Raw genomic sequence first — 26,965 nt, 5'->3', positions numbered from 1 at the left:
TTTAGCCGTCGCCGCCGCGCCGGGACCATAGGCCACGCCCGGGGTCGTAGCCGACCACCGCGGCGAGGAAAAACACGACGAAACAGGCGAGAACGACAAGAGCGGAAACGGGATCGAAGTTCAGGTATAGCGTGAAGCGTATCAGTTCGACCGCCGAACTGAACGGGTTCCATGCGGCAATCATTGCCAGCACCGGCCCCGCCTCGGCGAGCCGCCATATCGGATAAAGCGCCGTCGAGGCGAAGAAGGTGGGGAAGATGACAAAGTTCATCACGCCGGCGAAGTTCTCCATCTGCGTCGAAATGGACGATACCAGCAACCCGAACGCGCCGAGCATCAGGCCTGACAAGACAAGCGCCGGAAACACTGCGAGATAACCTAGAACCGGCGGCCGCACGTCCCAATGACGTGCGATCAGCAGAAACAGATAGACCAGCGGCAGACCGACTATGACGCTCGCCAGCAGCCGCGCGGCCAGCAGGTACCAGCGTGGTAGTGGTGCCGTCAGCAACAGCCGCATGCTGCCCATCTCACGGTCGTAGACCATCGCCAGCGAGCTCGCCATGGCATGGAATAGCAGCATCATGGCGGCCAACCCCGGGACGACATAGACCTCATAGAGCACGTAGGTCTGATAGGGCGGCGTGATCGACAGGCCAAGCACCGAGCGGAAGCCGGCGGCGAAGATGGCGAGCCAGACCAAAGGCCGTACGATCGCCGAGAGCAGCCGGCCGCGCTGCCGAAGCGTTCGCAACATCTCCCGGTGCAGGATGCCTGTAAGTGCCCGCATCGCGTGACGTTTTCTCATACCGCATCCGTCAGCACATCGAACGCATCGGCCACGCTGGCGACCGCAAGGTCCGTTGCCACCCGGCCGGCACCACCGGCCCAGCGCAGCCTGCCCTTGTGCAGCACCACCAGATCGTCGTCGGCCGACACCTCTTCCAGGAAATGCGTCGCCCAGACAACAGCAATACCTCGTTCCCGGCAGAGCGCGCGTACGTGCTGCTCGATCGCCCGGCGCCCAGGCACGTCGAGCCCGGTCGTCGGCTCGTCGAGCAACAGAATGCGCGGCCGGTGCATCAGGGCTCGAGCGATCTCGACACGTCGCCGCTGACCGCCCGATAGCGAACGTACCGGCTCATCGCACCGGTCGAGGACCTCCAGCCGCTCGAGTTCCTCATGCAATCTCGTTTCGCTGGTGCCGGCCGCCAACCCATGCAGGGAGGCGTGATAGCGCAGATTTTCGGCGGCGGTGAGATCGAGGTCGAGCGTCTGCTGCTGGAAGACAACACCCATCTGGGCAAGTGCAGCGGCCGGATCGGTCCGCATGGAGTGGCCGAACACATCAATCTGGCCGGATCGGGCATGATACAGGCCAGTGACCAGCGAGAACAACGTCGTCTTGCCGGCGCCGTTGCGTCCGAGCAGGATGCACATCCCGCCTTCCGCGACCGAGAACGACACGGAATTAAGAACCCGCCGCTCTCCGAAGCTGTGTCCGAGGCCTTCGAGTGACAACGCCTTCATGGACCGATCACCACTCCCCATGGGCCGCGTCCCACCGGCACCGACTTCACCACCTCCTCATTTTCCAGATCGATGAACGAGATGTCGCCGGAATTGCCATTGGCGCTGACCAGGCGCTTCTGGTCATCGGACAGCACCACGTGCCACGGCCGCTGGCCGACGAGATAGAGGCGACGCACCGCCAGCGTCTTGGTATCCACTTCGGCCACCCGGTTGGCCGGACCCAGCGCCACATAGGCAGTGGCGCCGTCGCGTGCCATTTCCATGCCGACCGCCTGGACGCCCTCGCGGCGGATGCCGGGAACCTCGAACTGGATCTTACCAGTCTCGGCACGAGACGTAGTGTCGAAGACGGTCACCGTTCCGCGTATTTCGGAAGACACCCAAAGCTGCTTTCCATCGGGGGAGAACGCCGCGGCGCGCGGACGGGTGTCGACCAGGAGGTTGTCGACAAGTTCAAACGTTCCGGCATCTATGAGATGCACCATGCTGGTGGTCTCCGAGGTGCAGGCAACGTAGCGGCCGTCGGCACTGACCGCCATGCCCTCGGGTTCGACGCCGACGTCGATCGTTCCGATAACTTTGGCGGACTCGATATCGACCACAGAGACCAGATTGTCGTTCTCATTGGCGACGAACAACCGTTTGCCGTCGGGATGCACGACAAAAAACTCGGGGTCGGTTCCCGAGGGGAGCTGCCCGGTCACCTGCCGGTTGCCGAGATCGACAACGTCGATCCGGTTGTCGTCGCCAACAGCGACGAAGAGCCGTTTCTTGTCTACCGAAAGCGCCATTCCGCGCGGGCGCCTTCCGACATCGATGGTCGTGGACAGGCTCATGCTGGCGCCATCCACCACCGCAACCGTGTTGTCCTGCTCGTTCGATACGTAGATCGTCTCCGCGGTGGCAGGGCGGGACAGGATGAATAGAGACAGCAGGAAAGCGATCACAACCTGCATGCGCTTTCCTCCAGGTCGATGCCCAGCGTGTCGAGGGGCGTGCGCTGGTGCAGGAAGCCTGGCTGCGGCGAGCTGGAGACAAGCAGCCGCGGTCCCGCTATCAGGATCGGCTGTCGCATCTGGCCGTCCCACGGCCGGAAGCTCAGCCCCTGTCCCTTGAAGCCGGCGAGAAGGAAGTCGTCGCTGCGCAAATAGGCCGTGATCGCAGCAGGATCGAGGCTGCGCAGGCGTGTTGCCGCTTCACCGATGCTGCGCACGGCAAGCCAGGCTGCGTAGTCGTAAGCTGTCATCCAGCGCCCGGCTTGCTTGCGAAACCGGTCTTGAAGTTGGGTTGCGCCCCATTCCTCGTTGACCGCGCTCCAGCCGTCCGCCACGAGCCCCTGCGTCCCGGCAACCGGCCGCGGCAATGCGGTTCGGCCTTCGAGATAGGCGCCAAACTCGTCCGCCTCGTCGGCGACGACCAGCACGTCATAATCACCGACCTGCGTGGCGGCCGGTATCTCGGTCTGCAGTGTGACATGTCCGGTGTCGGCACGGCCACTGGCCGGGCGGAACGTCCACGGTTTGTCAACGATGATCTCGGCGCCGAAGCGTGTCGCCGCACGGCGTAAGGCTGCCGCCATCGCCTGGTCCGCAGGATGCGGGCCGACGAGCAGGAACCAGCGCTGCCAGCGCTTCCAGACGAGATATTGCGCCAGGCCGTCCGCGAGCATGGAACGGCTTGGAACGGTATGCAGGAGGTTCTTGCGACAGTCCTGCTGGCGGAGCGCATCGTCGCGCGCGCGGCTGTTGAAGAACAGCATCTTGTCCGCTGCGGGGGCTGCAACTGCCTGGCTCAGCGTGGCCGCATCGAGATCCGCCACGACGAAAGCGACGCCTCTGGCAGCAAGGCTGGCGATTGCGACCGTGGGCGCTTCGCCTGGCTTCAGCACGCGTTGATCGAGCTCGAAATGCTGGCCCAGGAAGCGCCCCGTCCCGCCGTCGTCGGCGATGCCCAGCCGCGCGCCCTGCAGTCCGTCATCGCTGACGGGCTGATCGAGCGGTCCCAAAGGCAAGGGTGGCGTGCGCGTCTGGCCGATATAGCCGACCACTATCGTCTGGGGTGCCGCGGAGCCGGGGGCAGCGACCAACAGGAGCAGCACGATCGACAGCGCCAGCTTCATCCCGCTCCGCCTGCCTGCGCTCCAGCCGGTCCACCCAGTGAAGCCGATCCGTCATCCCGGGCAATGCGGGCATCGCGCACAAGATCTGCTGACGAGCCCTCCAGATCGACGATGCGGTCCACCAGCAGTGAGACCTGGCCCAAATTGGCGAGCCGTTTGCCATTGAAATCCGCCAGCCGTCGGACGGGGAGAGCGGCGGGAGCCTCAAGTGCACCAACCGCCCTCGAATACCCAACAAAAACGAGGCCGGCGCCTTCCCCGGGCGGGCGCGTCCCGCAGAGCCATTCCGATATAATGCCTTCGACGCTGCCCGCCAGCAGTGCGGTCTTGCCCGCCTGCTTGCCGGCAAGATGCCGCTTCTCGCGAAACACGCCGTGTGAAATGTTCAGCCCATGTCGCTGGATCATGTCGAGTTCCACGCGGCTGCGCCAAATCCCAGCACGCCAGACCGTACAGTGGGCGATTGCCAGGGGGCGGCTGCGGCCGCACTACCCGCGACCAAGGAGGAAATAGCTGCAAGAACCGCGCGCCGCGATACATGGCGCCAATCGGCCCGGTAGAGCCATTCACGTTGCAAGTTCGACATTAGCACGAGTGCACCGGGTGGCAGAGTTCTCCTAACGTTATGCCGCCAGGAATGTTCCTCAATCGTGGGCCTATCGGTTACGCCTAGGCCGCCAGTCGCTTGACGACTTTCGTCCCTCCACAAATGGGGCGAGCTCAGTCCTCTCAGGCGAGATCAACGGGCAGCTTTCCATCCGGGCAAGGAATGCCTCTTTTGGCCAAAACCAGTCAATCATGCATATGACTGCTGACGACCTCGGTCCTCGTGGGGCCCTTCGTAAGCCCGAGACACATCTGTTCGGCCAGTTTCGGCACGCCCTCTGTTGGCCGGTCCCCGGCGGAGGACGAATGGCCAAGTTTTTCCTCCACCTGGTTATAGCGGGCCATCACGTATTCACCACCACGACGGTGGCAATCGACAGAAACGCCACAAGATGGCCCCACGTACGGACCCTGTTCAAGAACAGGCGACCTGACGCTAAGCAGTTTTCGGGCATTCTAGGCGCTGCGACCACACGCGCGTCGAGGGACGAGATCGGCTAATGCTTCTACGCCTACTGGTTCCTGACGCTTGACGACGCCCGCCTGAAAATGGAGGAATGGGGTAAGGACTACAATACCGTCCGCCCCCCTAGCGCCATCGGCAACAAGCCGCCGATATCGCTCATGAAAGGCTCATCGGCGGCTTCCGCCACCGGAGCCAGACACCCCGGAAGTTCTGGCCCGGGGCGGTCCAAAGACGGGGAGCGTCAGCGGCCACAAGGTCGAGAAACGTCTGCAGCGCAAGCATGCCGCGCCTGATGAAAATGCGAAGGCCGCGCCGACCAGCAAAGCGCCGGCCAGATGAAGCATTCTGTTTGACATGGTGTCCCCTCCCTGGGCGTCTCTGGTAGGCCGTCGGCAATGAGCCGCAGGCTGGTGATCGTATGGGTATTGTTAACCAACGGCCAACGCTTGAAAGCTGGAGTGTCTAGGCGCCAGGGCAAGAGGGGTGACACCACATTCGCTCTGCGGGCACCTGGGCCTTGCACCTGTCATCGTTCAAAAGCTCGTTCGTACCTGCCGGACATGGCCGCGTTCAAGGCGCAGCCTGAACTCCTGCAACGCTAAATCGGTGTTTAGAAGCCGGCCGTCCCGCGACCGCGGGTGTGCGGCTGGAAAACCTCCCTCCGAGCCGCTGCTCGGCAGGAGAGCTGGTCAGGCCGGCATGGTGGACAGGCATGCGCCCCCGCACGCTGCCGTCTTGCAGACCTGGTGAAATGATAGCGCTTAGCAGTCGACAACCCGAGACCCCGTCCTTTACAGGCTGCTGGAATCGCGTGTTGCGGAACCCGAGCTTTCGGCGGTCAGACCCATCCGTCTGATGAGCCACGGCATGGTCAAGCCCTGGACAAAGATGGAAAAGGCAACGACTGCGAATGCGACGACGATTATTTGGCTGCGCTCGGCGACCGTTTGAGGAAGGGCGAGCGCCAGGGCCAGAGCAAGCGCGCCGCGCAGCCCGCCCCAGACCAAGATATGCTGGTAGCTGGCATCCACCTTCAGGGATGTCGCCGCAAGCACGGCACAGAAAGGATAAATGGCCAATATCCGGCCAACCAGCACGAGTATGACAGCGACCGCCGAGGTGCCCGCGAATATCCCAAGTGGCTGATGGGCTTCATGGCCGCCGATCAAGATGAACACGATCGAATTTGCCAGGAAAGCCGCATACTCCCAGAACGCCAGAACGTGACTTCTGGCATTGGCGGAAATAGCGCCTTTCCAGCCGACGTTGCCGACAATCAAGCCTGCGGTGAGAGTAGCCAGCACGCCCGACATGCCAAGATCCTCCGCAAGCAGAAACGAACCATAGGCCGCGATGGTCGTGAGGGTTATTTCAACAAGATGGTCTTCGGTCCGGCCGGCGATCAGAAGGAGCACAGCTGCCACGGCCGCACCGGAAGCAGTCCCACCCGCGACCGTCCAGAACAGTGACCCCGCAATGCTCAGGGGCGTCGCTTCGGCGCCTGCCGCGATTGCGGCCAGGATGCCGAAACCAACCGCGGCTGCGCCGTCATTGAGCAGACTTTCCGATTCGACAAGCAGAGCGAGGCGGGGCTGAACCTTCATTTCCCTGAAGGCCGCGATAACCGACACCGGATCGGTCGCCGCTATCAACACGCCGAACAACCCGGCTCCCATCCAAGTCCATCCGAGCAGCACATGCATGCCAGCCGCAACCACTACGGCCGCAATCGCGACCCCGGGAAATGCGAGCAAGATCGTGACCGGCAGGTTCAGGCGAAAATGACGCCATTCGATCGCAAGTGCCGCCTGGAAAATCAGCGGTGGCAAAAATACCGTGAAAATCAGATCCCGACTAAGGGGAAGTTCGGCAACGCCAGGCATGAAGCCAAGGGCGACACCTGCCGCGACAAGCCCGACGCTGTAAGGAAGTTGCAGCCGTCTAGAGATCATCGCCACCAAAGAAGCGGTGAGCAGGATCATCCCCAGTGTGACGATCGAGAGATCGTTCATGGCCACCTCAGTTTGGTGTGCGGGGCGCAGCTTGCGCTCGCCTACATCAGTTCCTTTATGCCTTTTCTGAGGAGCCACCAGTTTACGGGATAACCGGTTGCAAAGCCGGCTAGCATGGCCAGTTGCATCAAGAACCAGAACTCAGGCGTGTTGGCTTCCAGTTTCGTCCCGAAGACCGGTTTGAAAATCAAGAACTGCCCGACTCCCATCAGGCCATACATACCGACCTGCCATGCCGTCAGCGACAGAGCATCGGCCTTGAGCGCTTGTATCAACCCTTGTTTCGCGGACAGCTGTCGCATCGGCTTGATGGTGAAATATTGGAAAGCAATGCCCAGCACGAAGGCAAAGATGTAGTCCAGCATCCAGACCGAAATCGTTCTCTCGCCGAACAGGGTTTTCCAGCCCAGCCACAAAAGAACAGTTGGGAACGCAAGTGCCAGCGTCTCGGCAATGACATCGCCCACGGTGCAGCCGGCTCCGCAATGTAACGCCGCCTTTGCGATCGCGGTCGGCGAAAGAACTGGCTTGTGAGAGCCTGAATTCCTTGCGCCTCCGCTTGGCCGCTCGACCGTGCCCTTCGAACTTGGCCGGCCGGAGTGCAGATAAAGGAAAAGAACGAAGCTGTATCCGAAGAGAGCACACACGGGCCAAACGAGGTTCATGATCCACATCTTCTGCGGACTTCGGAATTCGTCGAATGCAATCCAGATCGAAGACAGGATGCCGGCTAGCAACGACAGCAGGGCCACCCAACGCAACCATTCGGGGATCATCAGTTCCTCCTTCATCGCAATTCTTCGGGTCGAACTGTCGAGGCGTCCTGTCGTCCTTGGGTCCGCCGCATGCCCATAGCGTTTCAGCCTCAGCGGCGCTGCCTTGCGCTCATCAGGCCCCGCACGGTCCGTCGCCGACGCCACCCGGAAGGCGTTCGGCGGGACAACGGGCCAGCAGGGCAAGCTGTTGCGGCTTCATCGGCGGCATGTTCTGGTCGAGATGATCCATTATCCAAACGGAACCGAGCACGATCAGGGCGACGATCAGCACTCCGAAGGCGAGGGCCAGAATGTTGTTTGTGTTGTCTGGTCCGGTCGTCAGATGCAAAAAGAAAACCAGGTGCACGCCAATCTGTGCGAGGGCCAGCACGACCAGCGCGGAAATCACGGCGGGCTGATAGATCAGCCCCGTCCTGGCGGCGACGAAGGATCCCGCCGTCAACAGGATCGCGAGGCCGTAGCCGAGCAGATATCCCGGCACTCCAGCCGCGGGCTCGTTGCGCGCGATCGTCTCCTCGCCGGGGGCGGCATCGCGGGTGTCGGTGGACGCGTCGGATGGTGCGGTCTTATCTGTCACTGCGATGCTCCCAGCAAGTAAACCAGGCTGAAAATCGCGACCCAAATGATGTCTAGGGCATGCCAGAAGAGGCCGAAGCAGTGAAGTCTGCGCAAGATGTCGGCGCGAAAGCCCTTCACCCACAGCTGGGCCATCATGGTTCCAAGCCACAGGACGCCAAGCCCCACATGGACGCCATGGCAGCCGACCAATCCGAAGAAGGCCGACAGGAACGCGCTTCGTGTGGGACCGGCATTCTCCCCGATCATCGTAATAAATTCCTGCCCCTCGAGGAGCAGGAACAATGCTCCAAGCACGCCCGTGACGACCAGCCACGCCTGTGCGCCGGGCATCGAACGTCTTTCGATCGCAAGTGAGGCCATGCCTGCGGTGAAAGTCGAGGTCAACAAAAGCCCGGTCTGAACGGCAACGCGCGTGAGGTCGAACAGTTGCTTGCCTGTCGGCCCGCTATCGGTTGCATTGACGAGCACTGCGTATGAGGCGAAAAATGCCGAGAACATAATGATGTCGGACAGGAGAAAGATCCAAAATCCGTAGGTGACGGTTACAAATTTCGGCGCGGGACCGCCCTCGCCGCGTCCGGTGGCCCCCTCTTGTCGTGAGCGACCGTCTCGCAGCCCGCTCGAACGGCCCAGCATGTAGGGATCGCGTCTGGCACTTCCAGCGGTGATGTCGCTGGGCATCGTGTCGAAGTGGTCATTCATCTTACTTGCTCCCCGCGCCGCAGCCAGGCCATTTGCGCGGCCGTGCGGTCGCAATCGATCCGCTCTACCTCCTCGGCGGGGATCACGATTTCGGCCTGGTCGCGCCAAGCGAACACCACGAAGGTGGCGTAGGCGCCGAGGAACCCGAGAATTGACAGCCACCAGATGTGCCAGATGAGTGCAAACCCGATGACCGTCGCGAAGAAGGCCGTCACGAATCCCGTTGGGGTGTTCTTGGGCATGTCGATCGGCTCGTAATGCCTGTCCGTCCTTGGGTCTTGGCCGTCGATGACGCGTTGTTTCATGCTCCAATAGGGCTCTTCGTTTTCGACATGGGGCTGGTGCGCAAAATTGAACGGAGGCGGTGGCGACGGTGTCGACCACTCCAGCGAGCGCCCGTCCCAGGGGTCACCAGTGTCGTCGCGAAGCTGGTCACGGTCCCTGATTGAGAGGAAGAGCTGCGCAATCTGGCACGCCGCACCCACCAGCATCACCGCAATACCGCTCGCCGCGATGACGATCCAGGGCACCCAGGCATCCACTTCAATGTGCTGCAGCCGGCGCGTCATGCCCTCCAGACCAACCGCGTAAAGCGGTGCGAAGACGAGGATGAAGCCGAGGAGCGTTAACCAGAACGCCGCCTTGCCCCAGCCCTCGTACAGGCGAAAGCCGAATGCCTTTGGGAACCAGAACGTAAAGCCGGCGAAAGCGCCGAAGAGAACACCTGAGATGATCACGTTGTGGAAATGCGCTACCAGGAACAGCGAATTGTGAAGAACGTAGTCGGCCGGCGGGACGGCAAGCAGGACGCCGGTCATTCCCCCAATGGTGAAAGTGGTGACGAAGCCGAGCGCCCACAGCATTGGCGTTTCGAAGCGAACTCTGCCGCCATACATGGTGAAGAGCCAGTTGTAGATCTTCACCCCTGTTCCGACAGCGATAACCGAGGTGGCTATGCCGAAGGCCGTATTTACATTTGCACCTGCGCCCATCGTGAAGAAATGGTGCAGCCACACCATGAAAGACACGAGACAGATGAACATCGTCGCTGCTACCATGGAGCGGTAGCCGAACAGCGGCTTGGACGAGAACGTGGAGAATATTTCGGAGAATACTCCAAAGGCCGGAAGTACCAGGATGTAGACTTCTGGATGGCCCCAGGCCCAGATGAGGTTGACGAACATCATCTGGTTCCCACCGGCTTCATTGGTGAAGAAGTGAAAGCCAAGGTAGCGGTCGAGCGTCAGCATTGCCAGCGTTGCGGTAAGGATCGGGAAGGCAGCCACGATAAGGAGATTCGAGGCCAGCGATGTCCAGCAGAACATGGGCATGCGCAGATAGCCCATTCCAGGGGCACGCATTTTCAAAATGGTGGTTACCAAGTTCACGCCGGTCAGAAGCGTTCCGACGCCGGATATCTGGATCGCCCATAAATAGTAGTCCACACCGACACCGGGCGAATATGCAAGTTCCGAAAGCGGTGCATAGGGTAGCCAGCCGGTGCGCGCGAATTCCCCGACCACCAAGGAAATGTTGACCAGCAGGGCGCCGGTCGCCGTCAGCCAGAAACTGACCGAGTTGAGCGTGGGGAACGCGACATCACGGATCCCCAACTGCAGCGGCACAACGAAGTTCATCAGGCCGATCATGAACGGCATCGAGGCGAAGAAGATCATGATGGTCCCGTGAGCCGAGAATATCTGATCGAAGTGCTCGGGCGGCAGGTAACCCGGTCCGTGGATCGCAAGCAGCTGCTGGGTACGCATCATGATTGCGTCAACGAAGCCGCGCAGTAACATCAGCATCGCAAGCACGATGTACATGACGCCGATGCGCTTGTGATCGACGGAAGTTATCCAGTCATGCCATAGATAAGGCCAATACCCCTTTACCGTGATCCAGCCCAGCACACCGAGCCCGGCAATAAACACGATCAATGCAGCTCCAAGCGGGATCGGCTGGTCAAACGGGATGGCGGACCAGTCGAGCTTACCGAGCATCGTGCGCCTCCTCTCGATGCTGCGGCGCTGGGTTCGCCGAGCCGGTGGGGGACGGGTTCGCCTTGGGCCTGATGCCCGGCTCACTGACGGATTTGTTCCTGGTTGGACCGAGGCCGGGAGGCAGCGCCTGATGCACTATGGCATCAAACAGGCCTGATTGTGCATGACCAAACGTGGCCGCCGAAACATCGCTGCCCTGTTGCGCCAGCTTGAGGTAGGCGTCAGCGTTCAAGACGCCGGTTCCTGCTTTCAAGCCGGACAGGAAGGCGCCAAATTCCTGGGCCGGGATGGCGTGCACCTGGAAGTGCATGTCCGAAAAGCCGTCGCCGCTGAAATGGGCCGATTGCCCATAGTAGGTACCCGCATGATCAGCCTGCAGGTGCAGGTCCGTCTGCATGCCATTCATGACGTAGATCATGCTGCCGAGCTGCGGTACGAAGAACGCGTTCATGACGCTGGCCGAAGTCAATGTGAAATGTACAGGCACGCCAGCCGGGATGACGAGCTTGTTGACGGTGGCGACTTGCTGGTCGGGATAAATGAAGAGCCACTTCCAGTCGAGCGCCACGACTTGCACATTCAGCTGCGGCTTATCCGAGATTATCGGCATCCGCGGATCTAGGCGTTGTGATCCGTAGTAGATGAGCCCGCCGAGGAAGAGGATCGTCAGCGTCGGGATTCCCCAGACGATCAGCTCTATGCGACCGGAATAGACAAACTCGGGATCGTAGCGGGCTTGACTGTTTGTGGCTCGATATTTCCAGGCGATGAGGAGCAACGCGACCAATGTGGGGATCACGATGACCAGCATCACGGCCAGCGAATTGAGCAGGATCTTTGTATTGCCGGCCGCGATTGGTCCCTGCGGGTCGAACACGCCTCCCGAACACCCGGTCAGAACGGCGGCAACGGCGAACAGGGTGGCTGCGGCTCGGGCGACGACCGGCGCAGCGTAATTGGATCTTTGCAAGGCACCTCTTTCGACTTTGCCCTTGCCCAGCATGCACGACGCCGTGTTTGCGCCTTGGCGGTCCCCAATTCTCATTCGAAGTAGCCCTTCGTAGCGTCCTGGATGTGGCGATGGTGAATCCGGAGCAAGACAGCGGCAGCAACCGGACGCACGACCAGTCCTTCACCGGTCGTGGGGTTTCGTCGTTAGGGCCCGGGAAGGGCATAAGCGGCAACCTGATCGCCGACCTGGTCTTTCAGAATGGTGTTTCCGCCAGCGACGAACACCACGTACTCGCGGCCGCGATACTCGTACACCGCAGGATTGGCCACCGCAGGCGCCTGGACGATGTCGGACCACAATTCCTGTCCGTTGGCGAGCGAATAGGCTCGCACCTTGGCGTCCATCGAACCCCCGATGAATATCAAACCACCTGCCGTCACGGCGGGGCCACCAATCGTCACGGACCCAAGGGATTCTGGCATATAGAAGCCCCACTTCTGCGATGCACCCATCGGCCGGCGCCATTTGATGCCGCCGGTGGTCATATCGATGGCGGCGATTTCTCCGAAGGGCGGGGCCCAGCAGGGCATGCCGAGCCAGTTGAGAGCGTTGCGCAGCGACATGCCGTACGGCGCGCCCTCTTGCGGATAGTAGCCCTGTTCATTGCCGGAATTGCCGGCGAGCCGCTGGTATTCGTCGCGCGGAAAGAGCTTGATGGATTGGACAACATGCGAGAAGTTGACCACCGCCGTTTGGGTGCTTGGATCGAAACCGACACCACCCCATTGCACTCCGCCAGCCGAGTCCGGGTAAGCCAGCACGCCGTCGCCTTTGTGCGTTGGCGGACTGTACATGCCACGGTAGGAGAGGTTGTCCCATAACCGAGAGCACTCGCCCAGCCCGACGACATCAGCTATTCGCCAGATTGCTGGCTTTTTGGACTGGTCCAGCAGCGGTGCGGGTTTGGTCGGGAACGGTTGCGTGGGAGCGTAGACCTCCCCCTGGACGGTGCCGTCGCCGCCAGGTACAGGGCGTTCATCGATCGGCCAGACGTCTTTTCCGGTGCGCCGGTCAACCACGAACAGAAAGCCCATCTTCGTCGCCTGCATCAGGGCAGGAACTTGTTTGCCTGCCACCGTGATGTCCATAAGCGTGGGCGCCGAGTTGATGTCGTAATCCCAGATGTCGTGATGGACCCACTGTCGCGACCAGACGACCTTGCCAGTTTCGAGATCCAGTGCGGTGGTGGACGTCGCCAGCGGTATCGGGCTGGCACGGTTGCCGCCCCAGTAATTCGGCGATGGGCTGGAGACGGGCAGGTACACAAGGCCGAGCCCTTCGTCCACGGACATTGCCGTCCAGACATTGGCGGTGCCGGTACGTTTTGCGATCTGCGCCGGCAGCGACGAAAACGTCCACTGTCGCGCGCCCGTCTGCGGATCCAGCGAGAAGACCGTGCCGGGAGGAGCCTCGGCATAGGCCCAATCCTTACCGGCCCAGCCGATGATGACATGGTTTCCCGCCACGGTGGGAGGCTGCAAAAGCGATAGCGGGTACTTGGCGTTGATGTCGTTCCATTGGTTTACATCGAGCACCCCACCCGAGCCGAATTTTTTGCAGAGCTGTCCGGTGTCGGCGTCCAGCGCGAAGAGGTGCGCGTCCATGGTGCCGAGATAGACGATCTTCTGACAGCCCTCGCCCGCAACGGGCTTCTTGCTCTCCCAGTAAGCGACGCCACGGTTCTTCAGGGCTGGCTGTGTCAAGGCTTTCAGGGTGGTTTTGGACTCGAACTTCCACTTGATCGCCCCTGTGCCGGGATCGAGCGCCAGCACCCCGTAGAAGGGGGTCCCGATATAAAGCGTATCATTGGCGAAAATGGGGGTTGCGGACCAGACGGATGCGGGCAATTCGCCTGAACCATCCGACATATCGCCGGTGTGCAACTCCCATGCTTTACGCAGCGAACCGACGTTTGCCGCGGTTATCTGAGTGAGCGGCGAGTACTTCTGGCCATTGAGCTGGCCGTGAAAGCTGTTCCAGGTCGGCTGTGGCGGGATCAGTGGGATTGGCTTGGGTGCAGGTAGCGGGGCTGTTGTCGCTTCCTTCGGCGAGCCTGCGTCCCCGGTCGAAGGGCTGGTGCCCCCGCTCGCCTCGTTCGGCTGTTTAACTATGCCGCCCGGCTGTGACTCGGGTGAATTCTTGTAATTTTGGGCAGATACGGAATGAAGGCCAAACGCCAGCGACAGAAACACGATCAAGCCCAGGGCCGGGCGCAAGATAGCAGTTCTCATTGTGACGTATCCTGAGTCTTGGTCTGTCGGAAACCCAGCGTGATCAGCAGCCCGGCCAGCACAACGGCAACGGCCGCCACCAGCCACCAAGCGTGGAGAAAGGCGGCGGCGGTGAAGGTGCCGAGTGCTCCCAGAAGGCCCAAGACCCAGGCCAGGATGAAGACGGCACCATTGCCTTTGAAGCGCAACAGGAGTCCATCCAGCGCAAGCGCCAAGCTGGCGATGAGCACAAGCATGGCTCCGGAGGTTCCGGTTACCCCAGTCAGCGGGGCCGCGAAGTAGTAGAAGGCGATTGCGCACGCCAGCACCGCTGCCGTGATGACGACGAGCGGGCCACGATGGGTGACGTTCGGAGTCCTCATGATCATTCCTGCAACTTTTCTTCAAGCGAGCGCCAAGCGGCGTCTGCGGGACGGAGCACTGCGCTAACCTTGACCCAGCCGCTCTGTTCCAATCGCGGCTTCAACAACCCGTGAGCGGCGGAAGCGCGCAGCGCTCGGCTAGGGAAACGCAGTTTTGCTGGCCATCGTGCCGTCTGGATTGCCTGTCCTGGCCTCAACTTCCAAGCACGTGATTTCACCCCAATACTTCGCATAGCCTTCGGCACTGGGCGGTTCTCGCGCCGCACCCAGGGCGGGCACATAGGCGAGCAATCCGGCGATCAGTTCATCCCAAGGTAGCCAGCCGACTATCCAGGCGCGATCGGCTCCCGGCGACCAAGGCCGAGGCAGGAAATCGGCCGACGCTTCGAAATCTGGCTTCGCCCACATCCTCCTCAAGCGCGGTTCGCGCCTCGACTCCGGTGAACCTCGAGCCGCTTGGGATCGAGCAGGTCAGGGCGCGCCTTGGCAAGCTCATGTGCGATGTCGACCAGCAGTTCTTCTTTCGCGCTATTTCGCCCTTCGACCATTACAGCTTCGCGAATGCATTCCTGCGGCATGCCTTCCGGGGGCGCGTGAGCGCGCGGGAGTGATGGGGGCCATTGCCGGCGCGCGGAGCCAGGCTGCACGGTCGAGCGGAGCGGATGGGATTGATTGCGATGTTTGCCGATTGGTCGGCCGCTTTGCGAGCCGGCGGCCTTGCTCTGCACAGGCGGCAATGGCGGGGAAGCGAGGGGAAGTTCCTCGCTTCCCAATGGATCGGCAAGGTTATCCGCAGTCGATCAGAGCGATGAAAGCGAAGCTAGACGTATAATATTGGCGAGAGGAGTGGATTGTAGAAAGGAAACGGACTATTTGCCAAATTGGCGGAACGGGTAAATCACACGTCTTTAGGCGTCCGAAAAGACAAAAAGGAAAACTGCATGACCATTTCAGCCGAACAAGGCGGCCAAACGGATATGGTATCGATCGCTGCCGATATCGTCTCCGCCTATGTGTCGAACAATCCACTGCCGGTCGGCGAGTTGCCGAAGCTGATCAGCGATATTCATGCCGCTCTGCAAGGGATAGGCAGGCCAGTGGCGGTATCCGTGGTCAAGCAGGAGCCGGCGGTGTCGATCAGGAAGTCGGTGACGCCGGATTACATCATCTGCCTGGAAGACGGAAAAAAGTTCAAATCTCTGAAACGCCATATCGGAGTCCACTACAATCTGAGCCCCGAGGAATATCGGCAGAAGTGGAGCCTGCCGGCAGACTATCCGATGGTGGCGCCGAACTACGCGGCCGCACGCTCAGTTCTGGCAAAAGCATCCGGGCTCGGACGCAAGGCTGCGGCGCCAGAAGCAGCCAACGGGGCACCTCGCGCTGCTGCCGCGACCGTAACCTCGGCGGCTGCAAAGTCGCCGGTCAAGAAAACGCGCAAAGCTGCTGTTAAGGCCTAGAATGCCTCATCGGACTGATTACGATCGGACGGCGGACTGAGCATGGTGAAGCCCCGGCGCGGCGCGCCGGGGCTTCTTAGTGCTGATTTCACTCGGCGGTGCGGCGTGACCAGATGAGCGAGAACTCTCCTTGGGTCTTGACGTTGAGGGTTGCCCTTGTGGCTCCTTCGGCTGCTTCATTCTTAGAGGGAAGCCGGGCCAAGGTGCTCTTTGGCCGCCACCGCGCCGCCCATCGAATGGCCGACCAGATGAACGCGTTTCACCGATCGCGCGGTGAGATCGGCCAGGACGGCCCTTGCCGCCACCTTGGCCGGGCCGGCACCGGTGAAATCGAGCGACAGCCCGTGCCCCGGAAGATCATAGGCCAGCGTGCGAGCGGAAGTCGAAAGGGAGGAAATCACCTCGCGCCAGACATGCTGGCAACCGCCGAAACCATGCAGTAGAACGATGGTCTTCGACATTCCTTGGGCGTTCACCGGACACGGCGTATCCTGCCCTTGGTGCTGAGCCGACGAGGTTGCCCGGTTGCTCAACGCCACCACCTGCCTCGAGCGCAGCGTCGTCGCCCTTGGCAGCTTCGACCAGTCTATCGCGCAGTGCGCAGTTCCAGATTGGCCGATGATCATAGGCACCTTACCCAAACTAATTCTGCGGGAACCCCGCAAGGATGCAAGTGCTCCTGGTGGCTCTCGACCGCTCCGCCGTGGCAGCGCCGCAGGAACCAATGCTGCCGGCACTTGTTGATCCTGCGAAGGGACGGCAAACCGAAAGGGTGCCGAAAAATGGTTGACCTTATAGTTCTGGAAATGGCGGCGGCCAGGCAGCGCGTCAAGCGAGCCGAGCTCTCCGTCAAGCAGGCAAAGACGATGCTCGACGACAATCACGGGATTGCGATCAGCCTTGCCCTTTGCAGCCGCATACGAGCCGGGCAGGCGCGCGAAAGCCGCCCATCGGCGTCTGCTGAAAATCGCTCCACCCACAATCGTGCGTTGAGGAGCCGCTACCATGACGATGCTGTTCGAACCACTTGACTCGAACTACGAAGAGCGCGCCGATCTCCACCGAGCCGCCCGGCTTGCGACGCTGCATGAGAGCCTGGCGAAGCGTCTTGAGCGCATTGAACGCGCCGCCGACGAGGTTGAGCGCGCCGCGGCCCTCTTGGTCGATGTGACGCACGGCTCGGCCGTCGACGCCTTCCAGGACGCAGTTCGCAGCAATTCCTCGGCGGCTTTCCTTCACCTGGATGCAGGTCAAACGCTCGGAATGTGACTTCGGCTCTAGGCGAGCTGCCATGGATCGCCGCCTCAAGACAGGAACAAAGACAACCGCTGGTCGTTTCTTTTGGGAAGGGACGAGTTTCAGGCAAATAATAGGAGCATCAAAATGAAGGCTTTGATCTTGGGCGCCTTGGCGCTTTCGCTGGGGGCTCCGAGCGTCGCTTCGGCCGCCGAGGCTAACGTGGTGATCTCCGCACATCACAGGCATTATCACCATCGTCCCGTTGTCATGTATGACGACGAAGGTGGGCGTCTTCACCACCGGCATCACGGCCAGGTCGCTTTTTACGATAACGGCCATCGTGACTGGCGCCACCGCCACCGTTCTGACGCCGTGGTGGTGACGAGTTCTATCCACCGCCACCACCACCGTGCGGTCGTCATCGACAATGGCGACAGCGATAACGACTATTGATCGCAACCACGCGGCCCGGTTCTCAAGGGCAACCATCGAGAACCGGGTCACGCTGTATTATCCTCGCGACCTTCCGGCCAGCGCTTCCACCACTCACGCTCAATATCGCCGGACGCGGCGCATCATGCGCGGCCTGGTGCTCGGCCAAGAAGCGATCGTCGGGCATCCGCTCGACGGCCTCGGACAGGCAGCCAAAGGCCTGACCGATGCATGTCGCGGCGCAGCGATAGGCCGGTGTAATGCCGCGTTGCCTCGCGGCCGCTGGGCCTGACCGGCTCGGCGCCAAAGTTCCTGCTGCACGGCGCATCCTGGAACGATCGCAGTTCCTGGCTGATGCTCGGTCGATGCCGGCGCGCTGCATCTGCCCGGCAATGGTCGCAATGGTCTGCTTCCAGTAGCTCATCGCTGCCGCGCCACGTTTCTCCCCAAGGATATCAGCCACGCGTGGCATTCATGTTTGCCGTCGGTTCGGTTCTTGTCCCAACGCTTCTTGGTTCGCCAAATTCCCGATGGTCTCTCGCTGCTTCTTCTCCGGCAGATGATCAATGCTGGTCTTCATCATCGAGTGTGTTGCAATCCGGATCGAAAGCAAGACGGTGGCTGTAAACGCTTCTGGCATCCAGTGTGGCCTTCCCGCGCCGAAGACCGACGTCAACGGCATCGTGAAGACGTTCACCTAGATCCCTTCTGCCGGCCCTACCAGGCCTCGCTGAGCGTGACGGGCGCCTATGCCAAGATGCGCTTCGAGAATGAAGGCAATCCGGCGACACAGGCGCTGGTCAAGTACACACCGCTGCCCAATGGGGCGGGCGAGGATTTTACCCGCTCCTTCTATGACGGGCTTGGCCGGTCTATAGGGTGGAAACTCCCGGAGAGACGGCGGCCGGACCAAGGCGCATTGCCGACACCGACTACGATCCGCGCTCGTGGATAACGCTCTGCCTTTTCGGGCCGGCGGCGCGCTGAAACAGCCGGTCGTCGGCCTGGTCATCTGGTGCAGCTGCCTTGCAATGTACCCCAGACCTGACCGAGGAATCGCCCCTAGCGTCGTCGGCTCGTCTATCGCGGGGCATCCGCACCCTTTCCGCAGACCGAGGAATCGAAGCTAGACCAAAGCCATGGGTAGATAGCGGATGACAACCTGGTCCTGACGGAATCGCCGCTCCAACTCCGAACGTCGTCTTCGCCACTCGGGCAGATCAACTTCTTCCGTCATAACCTCAAAGATGACGATCTCGTCCTCGCCCTGCCTCCAGACTCCTTCCGCGGGCGTCCGCAAATACGCCGTGACTCCGTCGAAGCGAAGCGCGAGCTCGTCCTTTACACGGTCGAAATCTTCCCTGGCGAAGGGCTTTCCCGCGTTGTCGGTGCGAGGAAGGAGTATCTGGACCAGTTGCATGCTCGTTCCCCAAAATCTCTCAACGGCTGGAGCGGGCGCGATGTTCGTTCGGCCGGTGCTAGCGCGCAACCGCCGAGATTGGAGCCGCACTCACCTGCGGATTCCTTGCGGGCGGATCGAAAAGGGCGCTAACTAGGGCGGGCTATCTTTTGTTTACACTTACGCACCGCAAGCCCGGCCTGCATGGCCAACCTCCCTGTTCACCTCCCTGTTCCGGCGTGAGGCTTGGCTGACCGCTGGCAACCGGCCAGCGCCCAAGATTAATCCGCCTCCCGATTGCCGGGTCCATGGAAGAAGGTTTGGATTTCCTCCATGTCGACGCGGCCGTCACCGTTTTCGTCTATTGCATTGAAAATGCGATCTACAAAGTCCTCGATTTCGCTCTGTGAGACCGATCCATCGCCATTGGCATCCACGATAGCAAACATCATTCGCATCGCTGCGCCATGCATCATTCTGGGTCCAATGCGGCTGCGATCTTCGACCATCCGGTCTCGGTCACGCGGGCCCATTCTGTAGTCCCGGCCCCCGCGGTCGCCACCGTCACGTTCGGCTTGGGACCCATCTGCGTGCGACCTTTCCTGCATCATCTCGTTCATCATCTGGCGCATCATTGCCCTCATCGAATCCTGGGACTGTCCTGTGCTGTCGGACGGCCGTTCGGGGCTATGATCCTGTGCCTTGATTGCGGGCACCGGCGTACCGCTTGACTGGGCCACTGCTGGCAATGCGCATATGACCAGGAGCCCGGCGATTGCCGTTGCTTTTATCGCTCTCTTCATCTTGCTCTCCTTTAACGGATGGTCGGACCGATGTCCGCATCTCAGCCAAACCTGCAGCTCCATTTATAGTTCCTCGCTGCGCGCAGAAGGCCGGCTTCGGAGAAGTCGCCATGCCTGCTCACAACCGTTTGATTGGTGCATTCGAATTGCTATTGCTGGTTGGGGTGTCTCCCGGACGGGACCACATCGAGGTATTTGGCTATGATTGGAGGCGGACGTATACTGAATATCTCGAAGGGAAACGTTTTAGTCTCATCGACGTTGTTCCTCGGCTTATCTCAGCTCAGGAAACCATCGATGGACAACGAAGGCACATCCGGTCTCCACGGTGATACCCCGGCCGCCGTCACCGATCGTGCTATGCCTGATCTCAAGGAATTAGCTGCCATAGCCTTCCAACGAACCCGAATGCCAATGGTGGTGACTGACGCCACGCAGAAAGATTTTCCGATCGTGCTAGCGAACCAAGCTTTTCTGAACCTCACGGGCTACGAGGCAAATGAAGTTCTCGGACGGAACTGCCGGTTTCTTCAAGGCGCCGCGACCGCCCCTGCGGCGATCGCCGAAATCCGAGCAGGATTGCGGGAGGACCGTGCGGTCAATGTCGAGTTGCTAAACTACCGAAAGGACGGATCGGCGTTCTGGAATCAGCTGCACCTCAGTCCAATCCACGACGACGATGGCCGTCTGGTTTACCATTTCGCCTCGCAGATTGATCGCACGGATTATCGCAGGATCGAGAGCCTGGAAGCGTCAGAGCATAGGCTGCTTCTGGAGGTGGACCATCGGGCCAACAATGTACTTGCGCTTGTCGACAGCATCGTACGATTGACGATCTCTGACGATGCCGCGCTATATGCCGCCTCTGTCCAGAGGCGCATACAGGTCCTGGCTCGGGCGCATGGCTTATTGTCAAAGCGGGCCTGGCACGAGATTCCATTGCGGGAAACAATCTCATCTCAGATTGAGCCATATGGAGCGGCTCGCGCTCTGCTGGCCGGTCCCGAAGTCCTGCTGGCAGCACATTCTGTTCAGCCATTGGCGCTGTTCATTCACGAACTGGCAGTCAATGCGGCTTCCCACGGCTCGCTCTCAAAAGAGACGGGTCAGGTACAAATCAGTTGGCAGCTCAGCCCGCAAAACGGTGGCTTCGTCCTCGTTTGGGAGGAGACCGGGGGACCACCCCCACTGACGGCTCGGCGCAAAGGATTTGGGACGCTATGACCGAAGCTACGATCCGGCGACAGCTTCAGGGTTCACTACGCCGCGAGTGGTCCGATCAAGGGGTAAGGATCGTAGCTGAAGTGCCCAACGTCGCGCTCTCGCGATGAAGAACCCGGGTCCTACACCGGGCAATGTGTCAGCGCCTGATCAACGGCACCGCCCTTCCTTCCGGCCTGGTTCGGCAGCGACAACTCGACTACCGCAATCCGGGCTTTCCGAAACGAAGAGCAAAGGCGGACCGGTTCCGGGCTGGACCGCGATGGTCCCGTGCAAAAGGGCAAACGAGCCGGCAGCGCCCGCTTCGCCAACGAGGTCAACAAGGTGCAACGGCACTATATTCGCTCGAACTAACGCTTGCTGTTCCTGGCCCGCTGACTATGGTTGAGCATTCCTGAGGCGGCACGGGATATGGACTTGCCTCGTCGATCAGTTCGATCGCACCTGCTTGGTTTGATCGCCGCCGCCGTAGTCCCGGTCTGGCTGTTTGCCGGCTATTTGCTGGGCCAATATGCCCTGCATGAACGATATCGTTTTGAACAGGATGCCGTGCAAACGGCTCGACAGGTGTCGCTCGTTGTAGAAGGCGAGCTTGCAAATCTCCAAACCATCCTCGACGGCCTTTCCAAGTCTGCCGCGCTCGCCAATGGCGATCTGCAAGCCTTCCACCGCGAGGCTCTTAATCTTGTCCAAGGGACGGATCGGATCATTGTCCTGCGCGATCTTGGCCGCAATCAGCTGGTGAACACCGAAATCGGCTACGGCGCCGCTTTGCCGTCCGTCGAACCGATGGCTGTTGTTGACCGCGAGAAACTCAACCGTTCCGGTGTTTTCGTCAGCGATGTCTTCACCGGCAAAGGGTCAAGCGAATACCGGGTTGCTGTCGCCATTCGGGTGCCCGCCCCGAAGGGGGAGGACCTGCTTCTTTCGCTTTCTGTACCGACTGCCCGGATCCGCGATGTTTTGATGCCGGCCGTACCGGAAGGATGGATCGTGGGCGTCGGGGATCGCGACGGAAACTACGTGGCACGTTCCAAGTTGCACGACGAATGGACCGGAAAGCGCGGATTGGCGGAGTACGTGGAAAAGATAGTTGGGCGCTCCGGCTCGTTTACGTCCCGCAACTTCGAAGGGCTGACGCTGCTGGCAGGCTACTACAGATCCCCGTACTCTGACTGGTTCTACACCGCAAACGTCCCTCTTTCAGCTGCGCAGGCGCCGCTTTGGCGCTCGCTTGCCGCGATTTGCGGGATAGGTCTCCTGTCGCTTCTAGTTTCCGTTGCTCTCGGATATTTCGTCGGCAAGAGATTTACCCAGGCCACCGCTGATCTGGCGACACGGGCCGAGGCGCTCGGTCATGGCCGCGGCGTCGAACCCCTGTCGACTTCGGTTATGGAGTTTTCCGCCATTGCCCAGGCGATGGTGGACGCAGAGCGTGCGATCGCCGAACGGCGCTACGAGCTGGAGGCGGTGTTGGAGACAGCGCCGGCGGCGGTCTGGTTTACATACGATCCGAAAGCTCTTCAGGTGATCCGCAACCGCTTCGCGGCCGAACTCATGGGCCTGCCGACGGATGCCCACAAGTCCTTCGGCAGGCCCGAGCTCGTCATCGACACCGTGGCCGTCAAGGACGGCCACATAGTGAGCCGCGAGGACCGCCCCCTGAGCCGCGCCATGCGCGGGCAGCTGACGGATCATGAAGAGTTCGCCTACACGCTGCCGTCAGGTGTCGAGCGCTTTCTACTTTCCAGCGCACGTCCAATTCGCAACCCGGCCGGCAGCATTATCGGCGCCGTACAAATCAGTCTCGACATCACGGACCGCAAACGCGGCGAGGAGCAGCTCACATTGTTGACCAATGAGCTGAACCATCGCGTGAAGAATATCCTTGCCGTGGTTCAGTCCATTGCGTCCCAGACACTGCGCAACGCCACAAGTTTGCCCGAAGCTGGACGCACCCTCTCCAGCCGTCTCGTCTCGCTGGCCAAGGCCAACGACCTGCTTATCCAGCAGAACTGGAGTGGCGCCGACGTCAAGGATCTGATTGCCACATCAGTTAGCTCACACGCACCGATCGACCGCTTCAAGATTAGCGGCGAGTCTGTGTGGCTTCCACCGAACGTCGCTCTTTCAGCCGCTCTGGCCTTTCATGAGCTTACGACGAATGCGCTAAAGTACGGAGCACTGTCGAACGAAACAGGCACGGTGTCGATTCAGTGGAAGCTTCTCGGTCAAAAACAGCATCGCTGGCTCAATCTGGAATGGCGCGAACGCGGAGGTCCACCTGTTGAACCGATCGAGCGAAAAGGCTTCGGCACGCAGCTCCTCGAGCGCGTGTTTGCGTCCGGCACGTCAGGACGCGTCACTCTGAAGTTCCAGAAATCGGGACTGGTCTGCACCATGCGAGTGAATTCCGCGTCCCAGAGTCAATCCTGAGTTGGACAACGACGAAAGCCTCCGAGGCGGAGTGTAGAAATCTTGCCGGCGACGCTCCGGCTGATCGAAAGCTCGGCTAACCGCCGAAGTGAATCCCGCCCTGAAGCCGATTTGGGTGAAAAGCTTCAGCGAATTTGTACATCCACTTCGCCAAGCCATAATGAGCCCACATGTTTTGGGCAGAGGGCACTTTTGTACGATCCCGTATGGTCTGACGAACGGAAAAGATCGGGACCATTGTTTTCACGAGCTTAGCGACTTGCCGCCGTACTTGCTTAGACTTGGCCCGGGCCGGACATGATCGCCGGTCGGAGCCTTCAGGCCGGAAACAGGAAAGCAGAGGCGGGATCGAAGAAGACCTGCCTTCGCGAGGCTGCATTGATGCCTTCCGGTTCGGCCGCATCCGACGTTGGCCTGACATCGATTTCGTCGCCGCCGGCGGTTCGCGCCACGACGCGCTTGCGGTCACCGAAGAAGGCGGTATCGATGATCTCGACGGCGAGCGCGGCGCATGCCGGTCCGGGCGTAAGCCGGAAGGCTTCGGGGCGCACCATCAGGCGGGTCTTCTGGCCGCGATCGAAGGCCTGTGTCGTCTTCACGCCGGTCACGACCGAACCGTCGGCCAGGCGCACGGTGGAAGCGCCATTGACGGTCTCCAGATGCTCGGCGACCAAGAAATTCGAGTTGCCAATGAAGGCGAGGCAGGAGACCTCACATGTCGGACGACACGCTTCGCATCGACCGCAGCGCCAAGACCTTGAGAACACTGGCACTGGAGCGCATGCGAGAGGCGATCATGGATTTCCATTTCCAGCCGGGCGAAAGGCTAGTCGAGCGGCCGCTTTGCGATCAGCTCGGCGTCAGCCGCTCTGTCGTGCGCGAAGTTTTGCGCCAGTTGGAGGCCGAGGGCCTGGTGCAGATGATACCGGGCCATGGGCCGGCAGTGGCAAAGCCCGATCTCGGCCGCACCGACGAGATCTATGAACTCCGGGCGCTGCTCGAAGGTATCGCCGCGCGCGCCTGCGCTCTGTCGGCTACCGACGAGCAACTGGCCACGTTAGAGCATGCCCTGGCCGATCTGTTCGAGGCGTGGGCGTCAGGCAAGCCCCCGGCGGTGATGCGGGCGACAACGAAATTCTACGAAGCGCTATTCGAGGCGGCGGACAAGCGCGTCGCCTGGGAGATCGTGAGCGGACTGAATGTGCGAATCAATCAACTGCGGTCAATGACGATCGCCTCCGCAAATAGGCGCGAGCCGGCGATCGCCGAAATGAATAAAATCATGGATGCCATCCGATCGCGCAAGCCTGACGAAGCGGAAGTCGCGGCAAGGCAGCACGTCGAATCCGCCTGGAACATCGCTCGGGGACAGATTGCGTCTTCTCCGCTCGCCCGACCGTAAGTCAGGCCTTCCCGTCAGAAACACGGGACCGACGATACGGCAGGTCAGTGCGGGGTAGACAGTGCATTGCGCAGGTGCCCTAAAGTTTCAGCTTTGCCCTTAACGCGTCGATGCGCTTGGAAGCCTCTGCCTTACTGAGGTTCTCTGCAAAGTTTTCCTGATCGTCCGCCTGCTCACACAGCGTTTTCAGATAGGATGCTTGGGACGGAGTCATCGGGTCGTCACCGCTCACCCATTCGTCAGGGTCTTTGTCTACGTTGGCCGAGGCATCGGTTTTCGCGCGTGGGTCTTCCATGGCAATCTCCTGTCGTCGCAGGGGGAAACCCCTTTGATCCCGTTTTGTTCCTCATCGAACTTGGCTTTTGAGGCGGCCGGGGCGAACCATCTTCACCCGCTTCATTCCGGCGCTACGGGCAGGAGACGGGCATGGCCAGTGGCGCGGGTATTATGAACACTGGGCAGAGATAATACTCGAATAAAGCGGGGACGGACGTCATCGAGCTGGCGCCGGAGCTGAAGGATTCCATTCCGCCGGCCCGAAAGTTCGACAAACCGGTCTATTCGCCCTGGTTCGGAGGCAGGTTAAAACGCGCGCTCACCGCGGGGGATGTCGACACCATTGTCGTCAGTGGAGGCGAGGCCGACACGTGCGTTCTGGAGACCCTGCTTGGAGCCATCGATTTCGGCTTTCGGACGGTGCTGGCCGAGGATGCGATCTGCAGCACCTCCGACCAAGCCTATGACAGCATCGTGGCTCTTCACCAAAAGATATTCCACCATGTCGAGTCGCTCCGGTGGACGAAATTCTGCAATTCTGGGCCTAGTCGAAGCGCCAGCGGACCTCGTCAATAACAAATGATCGTTCACGGCCCTCGCCGGCCAAAAATCTGCTCGGAACAACTTGCGGGCGACCGTGTTGAGAATGATACGACCCCAACAGGAGATGCGCACATGGCGACGACGAGGGCGGCCTCGAAGAAAGGCCTCAACGAACTTTTCTACGAAACGCTGAAAGACATCTATTTCGCCGAGAAGAAGATTCTCGTCACGTTGCCCAAGATGGCAAAGGCCGCGCAGAGCGGTGACCTGAAAGCGGCCTTCGAGAAGCATCGCGTCCAGACCGAGGAGCACGTCGCGCGGCTCGAGGAAGTGTTCGAGGTGATCGACAAGAAGCCCGTCGGCAAGACCTGCGCCGCCATCATGGGCATCACCGAAGAAGGCGCCGAGATCATGGAGGAGTACAAGGGCTCCCCCTCGCTTGACGCCGGCCTGCTGGCCGCCGCCCAAGCCGTCGAGCATTATGAAATCTCACGCTATGGCACGCTCCGGACGTGGGCTTCCGAACTCGGCTTGACCGAGGCAGTCAACCTGCTCGACCAGACATTGGGCGAGGAAAAGGAAACGGACGTTGCGCTCACCGAGCTTGCCGAATCCGCTGTCAATATAGCGGCCGAGGCCGCATAGCGGCGGTCAGCGGACGGCTGGATCTTCCCTCGGTCCACGATCCGCCGAGCCCTGGCAGGTTGCCGGGGCTCGTTGCAGTCACGCCCCCTTGAGTCCCATCTCATGGAACAAGCGTTCAATCGCATGGCGGCGGCCGTCGCTCATGCCACCGGCAAGCACTTCACCTACACCGACGGCGTCAGCGATCACGTCTTCGGATTGTTCGCCTTGATCAGCAAGCGTGTGGAACTTCCGATCTTTGAGATTGCGTAACCGGTTCATCGGTGCTCCACTGTGGTTCGACAGTGCCGGGTATGCGTCGCCCTTCTCAAACGCAGCACGCTCGTTCTCGACCACTGGGACGATCTGCTTCACCTGGCAGTATCGATCACGACGCGATCAGTCGTGCCGTCGACCATCCTGAAGAAGCTCTCGGCATCGCCAAAGGAGAGCCAACTCGCCAGGGCGCTGCGAGAACTCGGTCGCATCGAGCGGTCCCTCTTCATGATCGAATGGTGCTCAAGTCCGGCATTGCGCCCGCGCTGCCAAGCAGGTCTAACAAAAGCGAGGCGGCACACGCATGAAATGGAATTTGCCGAAAGGTGGCCGAGAGGGTGAATTTCTGGGAGTGCGGTCAGATCGTCGAACAAAACGTCCCTGACGAGTTCTTTGATCGTCCAAAGAATGAGCGGACACGCGGGTCCTGGACAAGATACTCGTTCACTAAACAGG

General features: G+C 60.7%; 29 protein-coding genes and 5 pseudogenes. 13 read left to right on the top strand and 21 right to left on the bottom strand.

Annotation, left to right across the window (positions count from 1 at the left end; translation table 11 throughout):
- Position 1: 1 nt before the first annotated feature.
- From C7I87_RS03075 to C7I87_RS03055, 5 genes are read right to left on the bottom strand one after another with little or no spacing between them, the layout of a single operon-like run.
- Entirely contained in the window at positions 2–808 is an 807-nt protein-coding gene (locus tag C7I87_RS03075) for an ABC transporter permease (RefSeq protein WP_149902818.1), read from the bottom strand.
- Positions 805–1,530 (bottom strand): ABC transporter ATP-binding protein, encoded by a 726-nt coding sequence (locus C7I87_RS03070; protein WP_149902817.1) that lies wholly within the window; start codon positions 1,528–1,530, stop codon positions 805–807. Before C7I87_RS03070 ends, C7I87_RS03075 begins: the two co-directional genes overlap by 4 nt.
- Positions 1,527–2,489, bottom strand: a complete 963-nt coding sequence (locus C7I87_RS03065) for a PQQ-dependent catabolism-associated beta-propeller protein (protein WP_149902816.1) — start codon at positions 2,487–2,489, stop codon at positions 1,527–1,529. Before C7I87_RS03065 ends, C7I87_RS03070 begins: the two co-directional genes overlap by 4 nt.
- Positions 2,477–3,652, bottom strand: coding sequence for an ABC transporter substrate-binding protein (locus C7I87_RS03060; RefSeq protein ID WP_149902815.1), 1,176 nt, complete (start codon positions 3,650–3,652; stop codon positions 2,477–2,479). Before C7I87_RS03060 ends, C7I87_RS03065 begins: the two co-directional genes overlap by 13 nt.
- Complete coding sequence (locus tag C7I87_RS03055; RefSeq protein WP_149902814.1) at positions 3,649–4,071, bottom strand: hypothetical protein; 423 nt, start codon at positions 4,069–4,071, stop codon at positions 3,649–3,651. The genes C7I87_RS03060 and C7I87_RS03055 overlap by 4 nt, the downstream gene beginning before the upstream one ends.
- Before the next feature lie 700 nt (positions 4,072–4,771).
- Between C7I87_RS03055 and C7I87_RS36705 the strand changes: the two are divergent.
- Positions 4,772–5,017 (top strand): annotated as a pseudogene (locus C7I87_RS36705) (integrase core domain-containing protein); the annotation flags it as partial.
- A 498-nt stretch (positions 5,018–5,515) separates the two neighbouring features.
- Here the strand turns inward: C7I87_RS36705 and C7I87_RS03045 are convergent.
- The 9 genes from C7I87_RS03045 to C7I87_RS35090 form a co-directional block, all read right to left on the bottom strand.
- Positions 5,516–6,736 carry a cation:proton antiporter gene (locus tag C7I87_RS03045; protein WP_149902813.1) on the bottom strand — a complete coding sequence of 407 codons (1,221 nt, stop codon included), beginning with the start codon at positions 6,734–6,736 and terminating at the stop codon, positions 5,516–5,518.
- Between the two features lie 41 nt (positions 6,737–6,777).
- Positions 6,778–7,527, bottom strand: coding sequence for a DUF4396 domain-containing protein (locus tag C7I87_RS03040; RefSeq protein WP_246696167.1), 750 nt, complete (start codon positions 7,525–7,527; stop codon positions 6,778–6,780).
- A 97-nt stretch (positions 7,528–7,624) separates the two neighbouring features.
- Complete coding sequence (gene cyoD / locus C7I87_RS03035) at positions 7,625–8,089, bottom strand: cytochrome o ubiquinol oxidase subunit IV (protein WP_149902812.1); 465 nt, start codon at positions 8,087–8,089, stop codon at positions 7,625–7,627.
- Entirely contained in the window at positions 8,086–8,793 is a 708-nt protein-coding gene (locus C7I87_RS03030) for a cytochrome (ubi)quinol oxidase subunit III (protein WP_149902811.1), read from the bottom strand. Before C7I87_RS03030 ends, cyoD begins: the two co-directional genes overlap by 4 nt.
- The gene (gene cyoB / locus C7I87_RS03025) at positions 8,790–10,793 is read right to left on the bottom strand and encodes a cytochrome o ubiquinol oxidase subunit I (protein ID WP_149902810.1); all 2,004 of its coding nucleotides are present in this window, start codon (positions 10,791–10,793) and stop codon (positions 8,790–8,792) included. Before cyoB ends, C7I87_RS03030 begins: the two co-directional genes overlap by 4 nt.
- Positions 10,783–11,796 (bottom strand): ubiquinol oxidase subunit II, encoded by a 1,014-nt coding sequence (gene cyoA, locus C7I87_RS03020; protein WP_149902809.1) that lies wholly within the window; start codon positions 11,794–11,796, stop codon positions 10,783–10,785. Before cyoA ends, cyoB begins: the two co-directional genes overlap by 11 nt.
- A gap of 152 nt (positions 11,797–11,948) precedes the next feature.
- Positions 11,949–14,036 (bottom strand): pyrroloquinoline quinone-dependent dehydrogenase, encoded by a 2,088-nt coding sequence (locus tag C7I87_RS03015; protein WP_149902808.1) that lies wholly within the window; start codon positions 14,034–14,036, stop codon positions 11,949–11,951.
- Entirely contained in the window at positions 14,033–14,398 is a 366-nt protein-coding gene (locus C7I87_RS03010; protein WP_149902807.1) for a hypothetical protein, read from the bottom strand. Before C7I87_RS03010 ends, C7I87_RS03015 begins: the two co-directional genes overlap by 4 nt.
- A 413-nt stretch (positions 14,399–14,811) precedes the next feature.
- Complete coding sequence (locus C7I87_RS35090; protein WP_188393712.1) at positions 14,812–14,976, bottom strand: hypothetical protein; 165 nt, start codon at positions 14,974–14,976, stop codon at positions 14,812–14,814.
- A 363-nt stretch (positions 14,977–15,339) separates the two neighbouring features.
- Between C7I87_RS35090 and C7I87_RS03005 the strand changes: the two genes are divergently transcribed.
- Positions 15,340–15,858, top strand: coding sequence for a Ros/MucR family transcriptional regulator (locus C7I87_RS03005; protein ID WP_149902806.1), 519 nt, complete (start codon positions 15,340–15,342; stop codon positions 15,856–15,858).
- 215 nt (positions 15,859–16,073) lie between these two features.
- Here C7I87_RS03005 and C7I87_RS03000 read toward each other — a convergent pair.
- A pseudogene (locus C7I87_RS03000) lies at positions 16,074–16,319 on the bottom strand (alpha/beta fold hydrolase); the annotation flags it as partial.
- Positions 16,320–16,640: 321 nt separating this feature from the next.
- Here C7I87_RS03000 and C7I87_RS02995 point away from each other — a divergent pair.
- The 3 genes from C7I87_RS02995 to C7I87_RS02985 all read left to right on the top strand — a co-directional run bounded on the left by C7I87_RS02995 (position 16,641) and on the right by C7I87_RS02985 (position 17,550).
- Positions 16,641–16,889: a hypothetical protein gene (locus tag C7I87_RS02995; protein ID WP_149902805.1), complete on the top strand. Its 249-nt coding sequence runs from the start codon at positions 16,641–16,643 to the stop codon at positions 16,887–16,889.
- Entirely contained in the window at positions 16,864–17,127 is a 264-nt protein-coding gene (locus C7I87_RS02990; RefSeq protein ID WP_149902804.1) for a hypothetical protein, read from the top strand. Before C7I87_RS02995 ends, C7I87_RS02990 begins: the two co-directional genes overlap by 26 nt.
- Positions 17,128–17,241: 114 nt before the next feature.
- On the top strand, positions 17,242–17,550 hold the full coding sequence (locus C7I87_RS02985) for a hypothetical protein (RefSeq protein WP_149902803.1): 309 nt from the start codon (positions 17,242–17,244) through the stop codon (positions 17,548–17,550).
- Between the two features lie 22 nt (positions 17,551–17,572).
- Here the strand turns inward: C7I87_RS02985 and C7I87_RS02980 are convergent, their stop codons facing one another.
- Together C7I87_RS02980 and C7I87_RS35085 are read right to left on the bottom strand one after the other, a co-directional pair.
- Positions 17,573–17,992, bottom strand: a complete 420-nt coding sequence (locus C7I87_RS02980; RefSeq protein WP_149902802.1) for a hypothetical protein — start codon at positions 17,990–17,992, stop codon at positions 17,573–17,575.
- 9 nt (positions 17,993–18,001) lie between these two features.
- Complete coding sequence (locus C7I87_RS35085) at positions 18,002–18,226, bottom strand: hypothetical protein (protein WP_188393711.1); 225 nt, start codon at positions 18,224–18,226, stop codon at positions 18,002–18,004.
- Positions 18,227–18,265: 39 nt separating this feature from the next.
- Here C7I87_RS35085 and C7I87_RS02975 point away from each other — a divergent pair, with 39 nt between their 5' ends.
- The gene (locus tag C7I87_RS02975) at positions 18,266–18,484 is read left to right on the top strand and encodes a hypothetical protein (protein ID WP_188393710.1); all 219 of its coding nucleotides are present in this window, start codon (positions 18,266–18,268) and stop codon (positions 18,482–18,484) included.
- Between the two features lie 171 nt (positions 18,485–18,655).
- Here the strand turns inward: C7I87_RS02975 and C7I87_RS02970 are convergent, their stop codons facing one another.
- Positions 18,656–18,949: a hypothetical protein gene (locus tag C7I87_RS02970; RefSeq protein ID WP_149902801.1), complete on the bottom strand. Its 294-nt coding sequence runs from the start codon at positions 18,947–18,949 to the stop codon at positions 18,656–18,658.
- Between the two features lie 260 nt (positions 18,950–19,209).
- Complete coding sequence (locus C7I87_RS02965; RefSeq protein ID WP_246696166.1) at positions 19,210–19,794, bottom strand: EF-hand domain-containing protein; 585 nt, start codon at positions 19,792–19,794, stop codon at positions 19,210–19,212.
- Positions 19,795–20,028: 234 nt separating this feature from the next.
- Between C7I87_RS02965 and C7I87_RS02960 the strand changes: the two are divergent.
- Positions 20,029–21,062: pseudogene (locus tag C7I87_RS02960) on the top strand (PAS domain-containing protein).
- Between the two features lie 301 nt (positions 21,063–21,363).
- A pseudogene (locus C7I87_RS02955) lies at positions 21,364–22,992 on the top strand (HWE histidine kinase domain-containing protein); the annotation flags it as partial.
- 713 nt (positions 22,993–23,705) lie between these two features.
- On the opposite strand, the gene C7I87_RS02950 reads toward C7I87_RS02955, so the two are convergent.
- Positions 23,706–24,062 (bottom strand): TOBE domain-containing protein, encoded by a 357-nt coding sequence (locus tag C7I87_RS02950; protein ID WP_246696165.1) that lies wholly within the window; start codon positions 24,060–24,062, stop codon positions 23,706–23,708.
- A gap of 41 nt (positions 24,063–24,103) precedes the next feature.
- Between C7I87_RS02950 and C7I87_RS02945 the strand changes: the two genes are divergently transcribed.
- Positions 24,104–24,790: a GntR family transcriptional regulator gene (locus C7I87_RS02945; RefSeq protein WP_149902798.1), complete on the top strand. Its 687-nt coding sequence runs from the start codon at positions 24,104–24,106 to the stop codon at positions 24,788–24,790.
- Between the two features lie 79 nt (positions 24,791–24,869).
- Here the strand turns inward: C7I87_RS02945 and C7I87_RS02940 are convergent, their stop codons facing one another.
- The gene (locus tag C7I87_RS02940) at positions 24,870–25,085 is read right to left on the bottom strand and encodes a DUF3072 domain-containing protein (RefSeq protein ID WP_149902797.1); all 216 of its coding nucleotides are present in this window, start codon (positions 25,083–25,085) and stop codon (positions 24,870–24,872) included.
- Between the two features lie 200 nt (positions 25,086–25,285).
- Between C7I87_RS02940 and C7I87_RS36700 the strand changes: the two genes are divergently transcribed.
- The 4 genes and pseudogenes from C7I87_RS36700 to C7I87_RS02925 all read left to right on the top strand — a co-directional run.
- Positions 25,286–25,642: an isochorismatase family protein gene (locus C7I87_RS36700; RefSeq protein WP_149902879.1), complete on the top strand. Its 357-nt coding sequence runs from the start codon at positions 25,286–25,288 to the stop codon at positions 25,640–25,642.
- A gap of 99 nt (positions 25,643–25,741) precedes the next feature.
- Positions 25,742–26,254 carry a YciE/YciF ferroxidase family protein gene (locus C7I87_RS02930; protein ID WP_149902796.1) on the top strand — a complete coding sequence of 171 codons (513 nt, stop codon included), beginning with the start codon at positions 25,742–25,744 and terminating at the stop codon, positions 26,252–26,254.
- Positions 26,255–26,356: 102 nt separating this feature from the next.
- Positions 26,357–26,506: a hypothetical protein gene (locus tag C7I87_RS36695; RefSeq protein WP_373424610.1), complete on the top strand. Its 150-nt coding sequence runs from the start codon at positions 26,357–26,359 to the stop codon at positions 26,504–26,506.
- Positions 26,507–26,564: 58 nt separating this feature from the next.
- Positions 26,565–26,797 (top strand): annotated as a pseudogene (locus tag C7I87_RS02925) (Tn3 family transposase); the annotation flags it as partial.
- Positions 26,798–26,965 lie beyond the last annotated feature (168 nt).

The sequence above is a fragment of the Mesorhizobium sp. SARCC-RB16n genome (genome assembly GCF_008520305.1).
Classification (GTDB): Bacteria; Pseudomonadota; Alphaproteobacteria; order Rhizobiales; family Rhizobiaceae; genus Mesorhizobium.
This window is presented reverse-complemented; position numbering and strand designations above follow the sequence as displayed.

Excerpts from the sequence above, each read along its gene's own strand:
- C7I87_RS03075 (WP_149902818.1), bottom strand. The coding sequence starts at position 808 with ATGAGAAAACGTCACGCGATGCGGGCACTTACAGGCATCCTGCACCGG.
- C7I87_RS03070 (WP_149902817.1), bottom strand. The coding sequence starts at position 1,530 with ATGAAGGCGTTGTCACTCGAAGGCCTCGGACACAGCTTCGGAGAGCGG.
- C7I87_RS03065 (WP_149902816.1), bottom strand. The coding sequence starts at position 2,489 with ATGCAGGTTGTGATCGCTTTCCTGCTGTCTCTATTCATCCTGTCCCGC.
- C7I87_RS03060 (WP_149902815.1), bottom strand. The coding sequence starts at position 3,652 with ATGAAGCTGGCGCTGTCGATCGTGCTGCTCCTGTTGGTCGCTGCCCCC.
- C7I87_RS03045 (WP_149902813.1), bottom strand. The coding sequence starts at position 6,736 with ATGAACGATCTCTCGATCGTCACACTGGGGATGATCCTGCTCACCGCT.
- C7I87_RS03040 (WP_246696167.1), bottom strand. The coding sequence starts at position 7,527 with ATGAAGGAGGAACTGATGATCCCCGAATGGTTGCGTTGGGTGGCCCTG.
- C7I87_RS03030 (WP_149902811.1), bottom strand. The coding sequence starts at position 8,793 with ATGAATGACCACTTCGACACGATGCCCAGCGACATCACCGCTGGAAGT.
- cyoB (WP_149902810.1), bottom strand. The coding sequence starts at position 10,793 with ATGCTCGGTAAGCTCGACTGGTCCGCCATCCCGTTTGACCAGCCGATC.
- cyoA (WP_149902809.1), bottom strand. The coding sequence starts at position 11,796 with ATGCTGGGCAAGGGCAAAGTCGAAAGAGGTGCCTTGCAAAGATCCAAT.
- C7I87_RS03015 (WP_149902808.1), bottom strand. The coding sequence starts at position 14,036 with ATGAGAACTGCTATCTTGCGCCCGGCCCTGGGCTTGATCGTGTTTCTG.
- C7I87_RS03010 (WP_149902807.1), bottom strand. The coding sequence starts at position 14,398 with ATGAGGACTCCGAACGTCACCCATCGTGGCCCGCTCGTCGTCATCACG.
- C7I87_RS35090 (WP_188393712.1), bottom strand. The coding sequence starts at position 14,976 with ATGCCGCAGGAATGCATTCGCGAAGCTGTAATGGTCGAAGGGCGAAAT.
- C7I87_RS03005 (WP_149902806.1), top strand. The coding sequence starts at position 15,340 with ATGACCATTTCAGCCGAACAAGGCGGCCAAACGGATATGGTATCGATC.
- C7I87_RS02995 (WP_149902805.1), top strand. The coding sequence starts at position 16,641 with ATGGTTGACCTTATAGTTCTGGAAATGGCGGCGGCCAGGCAGCGCGTC.
- C7I87_RS02990 (WP_149902804.1), top strand. The coding sequence starts at position 16,864 with ATGACGATGCTGTTCGAACCACTTGACTCGAACTACGAAGAGCGCGCC.
- C7I87_RS02985 (WP_149902803.1), top strand. The coding sequence starts at position 17,242 with ATGAAGGCTTTGATCTTGGGCGCCTTGGCGCTTTCGCTGGGGGCTCCG.
- C7I87_RS02970 (WP_149902801.1), bottom strand. The coding sequence starts at position 18,949 with ATGCAACTGGTCCAGATACTCCTTCCTCGCACCGACAACGCGGGAAAG.
- C7I87_RS02965 (WP_246696166.1), bottom strand. The coding sequence starts at position 19,794 with ATGGAGCTGCAGGTTTGGCTGAGATGCGGACATCGGTCCGACCATCCG.
- C7I87_RS02945 (WP_149902798.1), top strand. The coding sequence starts at position 24,104 with ATGTCGGACGACACGCTTCGCATCGACCGCAGCGCCAAGACCTTGAGA.
- C7I87_RS02940 (WP_149902797.1), bottom strand. The coding sequence starts at position 25,085 with ATGGAAGACCCACGCGCGAAAACCGATGCCTCGGCCAACGTAGACAAA.
- C7I87_RS02930 (WP_149902796.1), top strand. The coding sequence starts at position 25,742 with ATGGCGACGACGAGGGCGGCCTCGAAGAAAGGCCTCAACGAACTTTTC.
- C7I87_RS36695 (WP_373424610.1), top strand. The coding sequence starts at position 26,357 with ATGGAACAAGCGTTCAATCGCATGGCGGCGGCCGTCGCTCATGCCACC.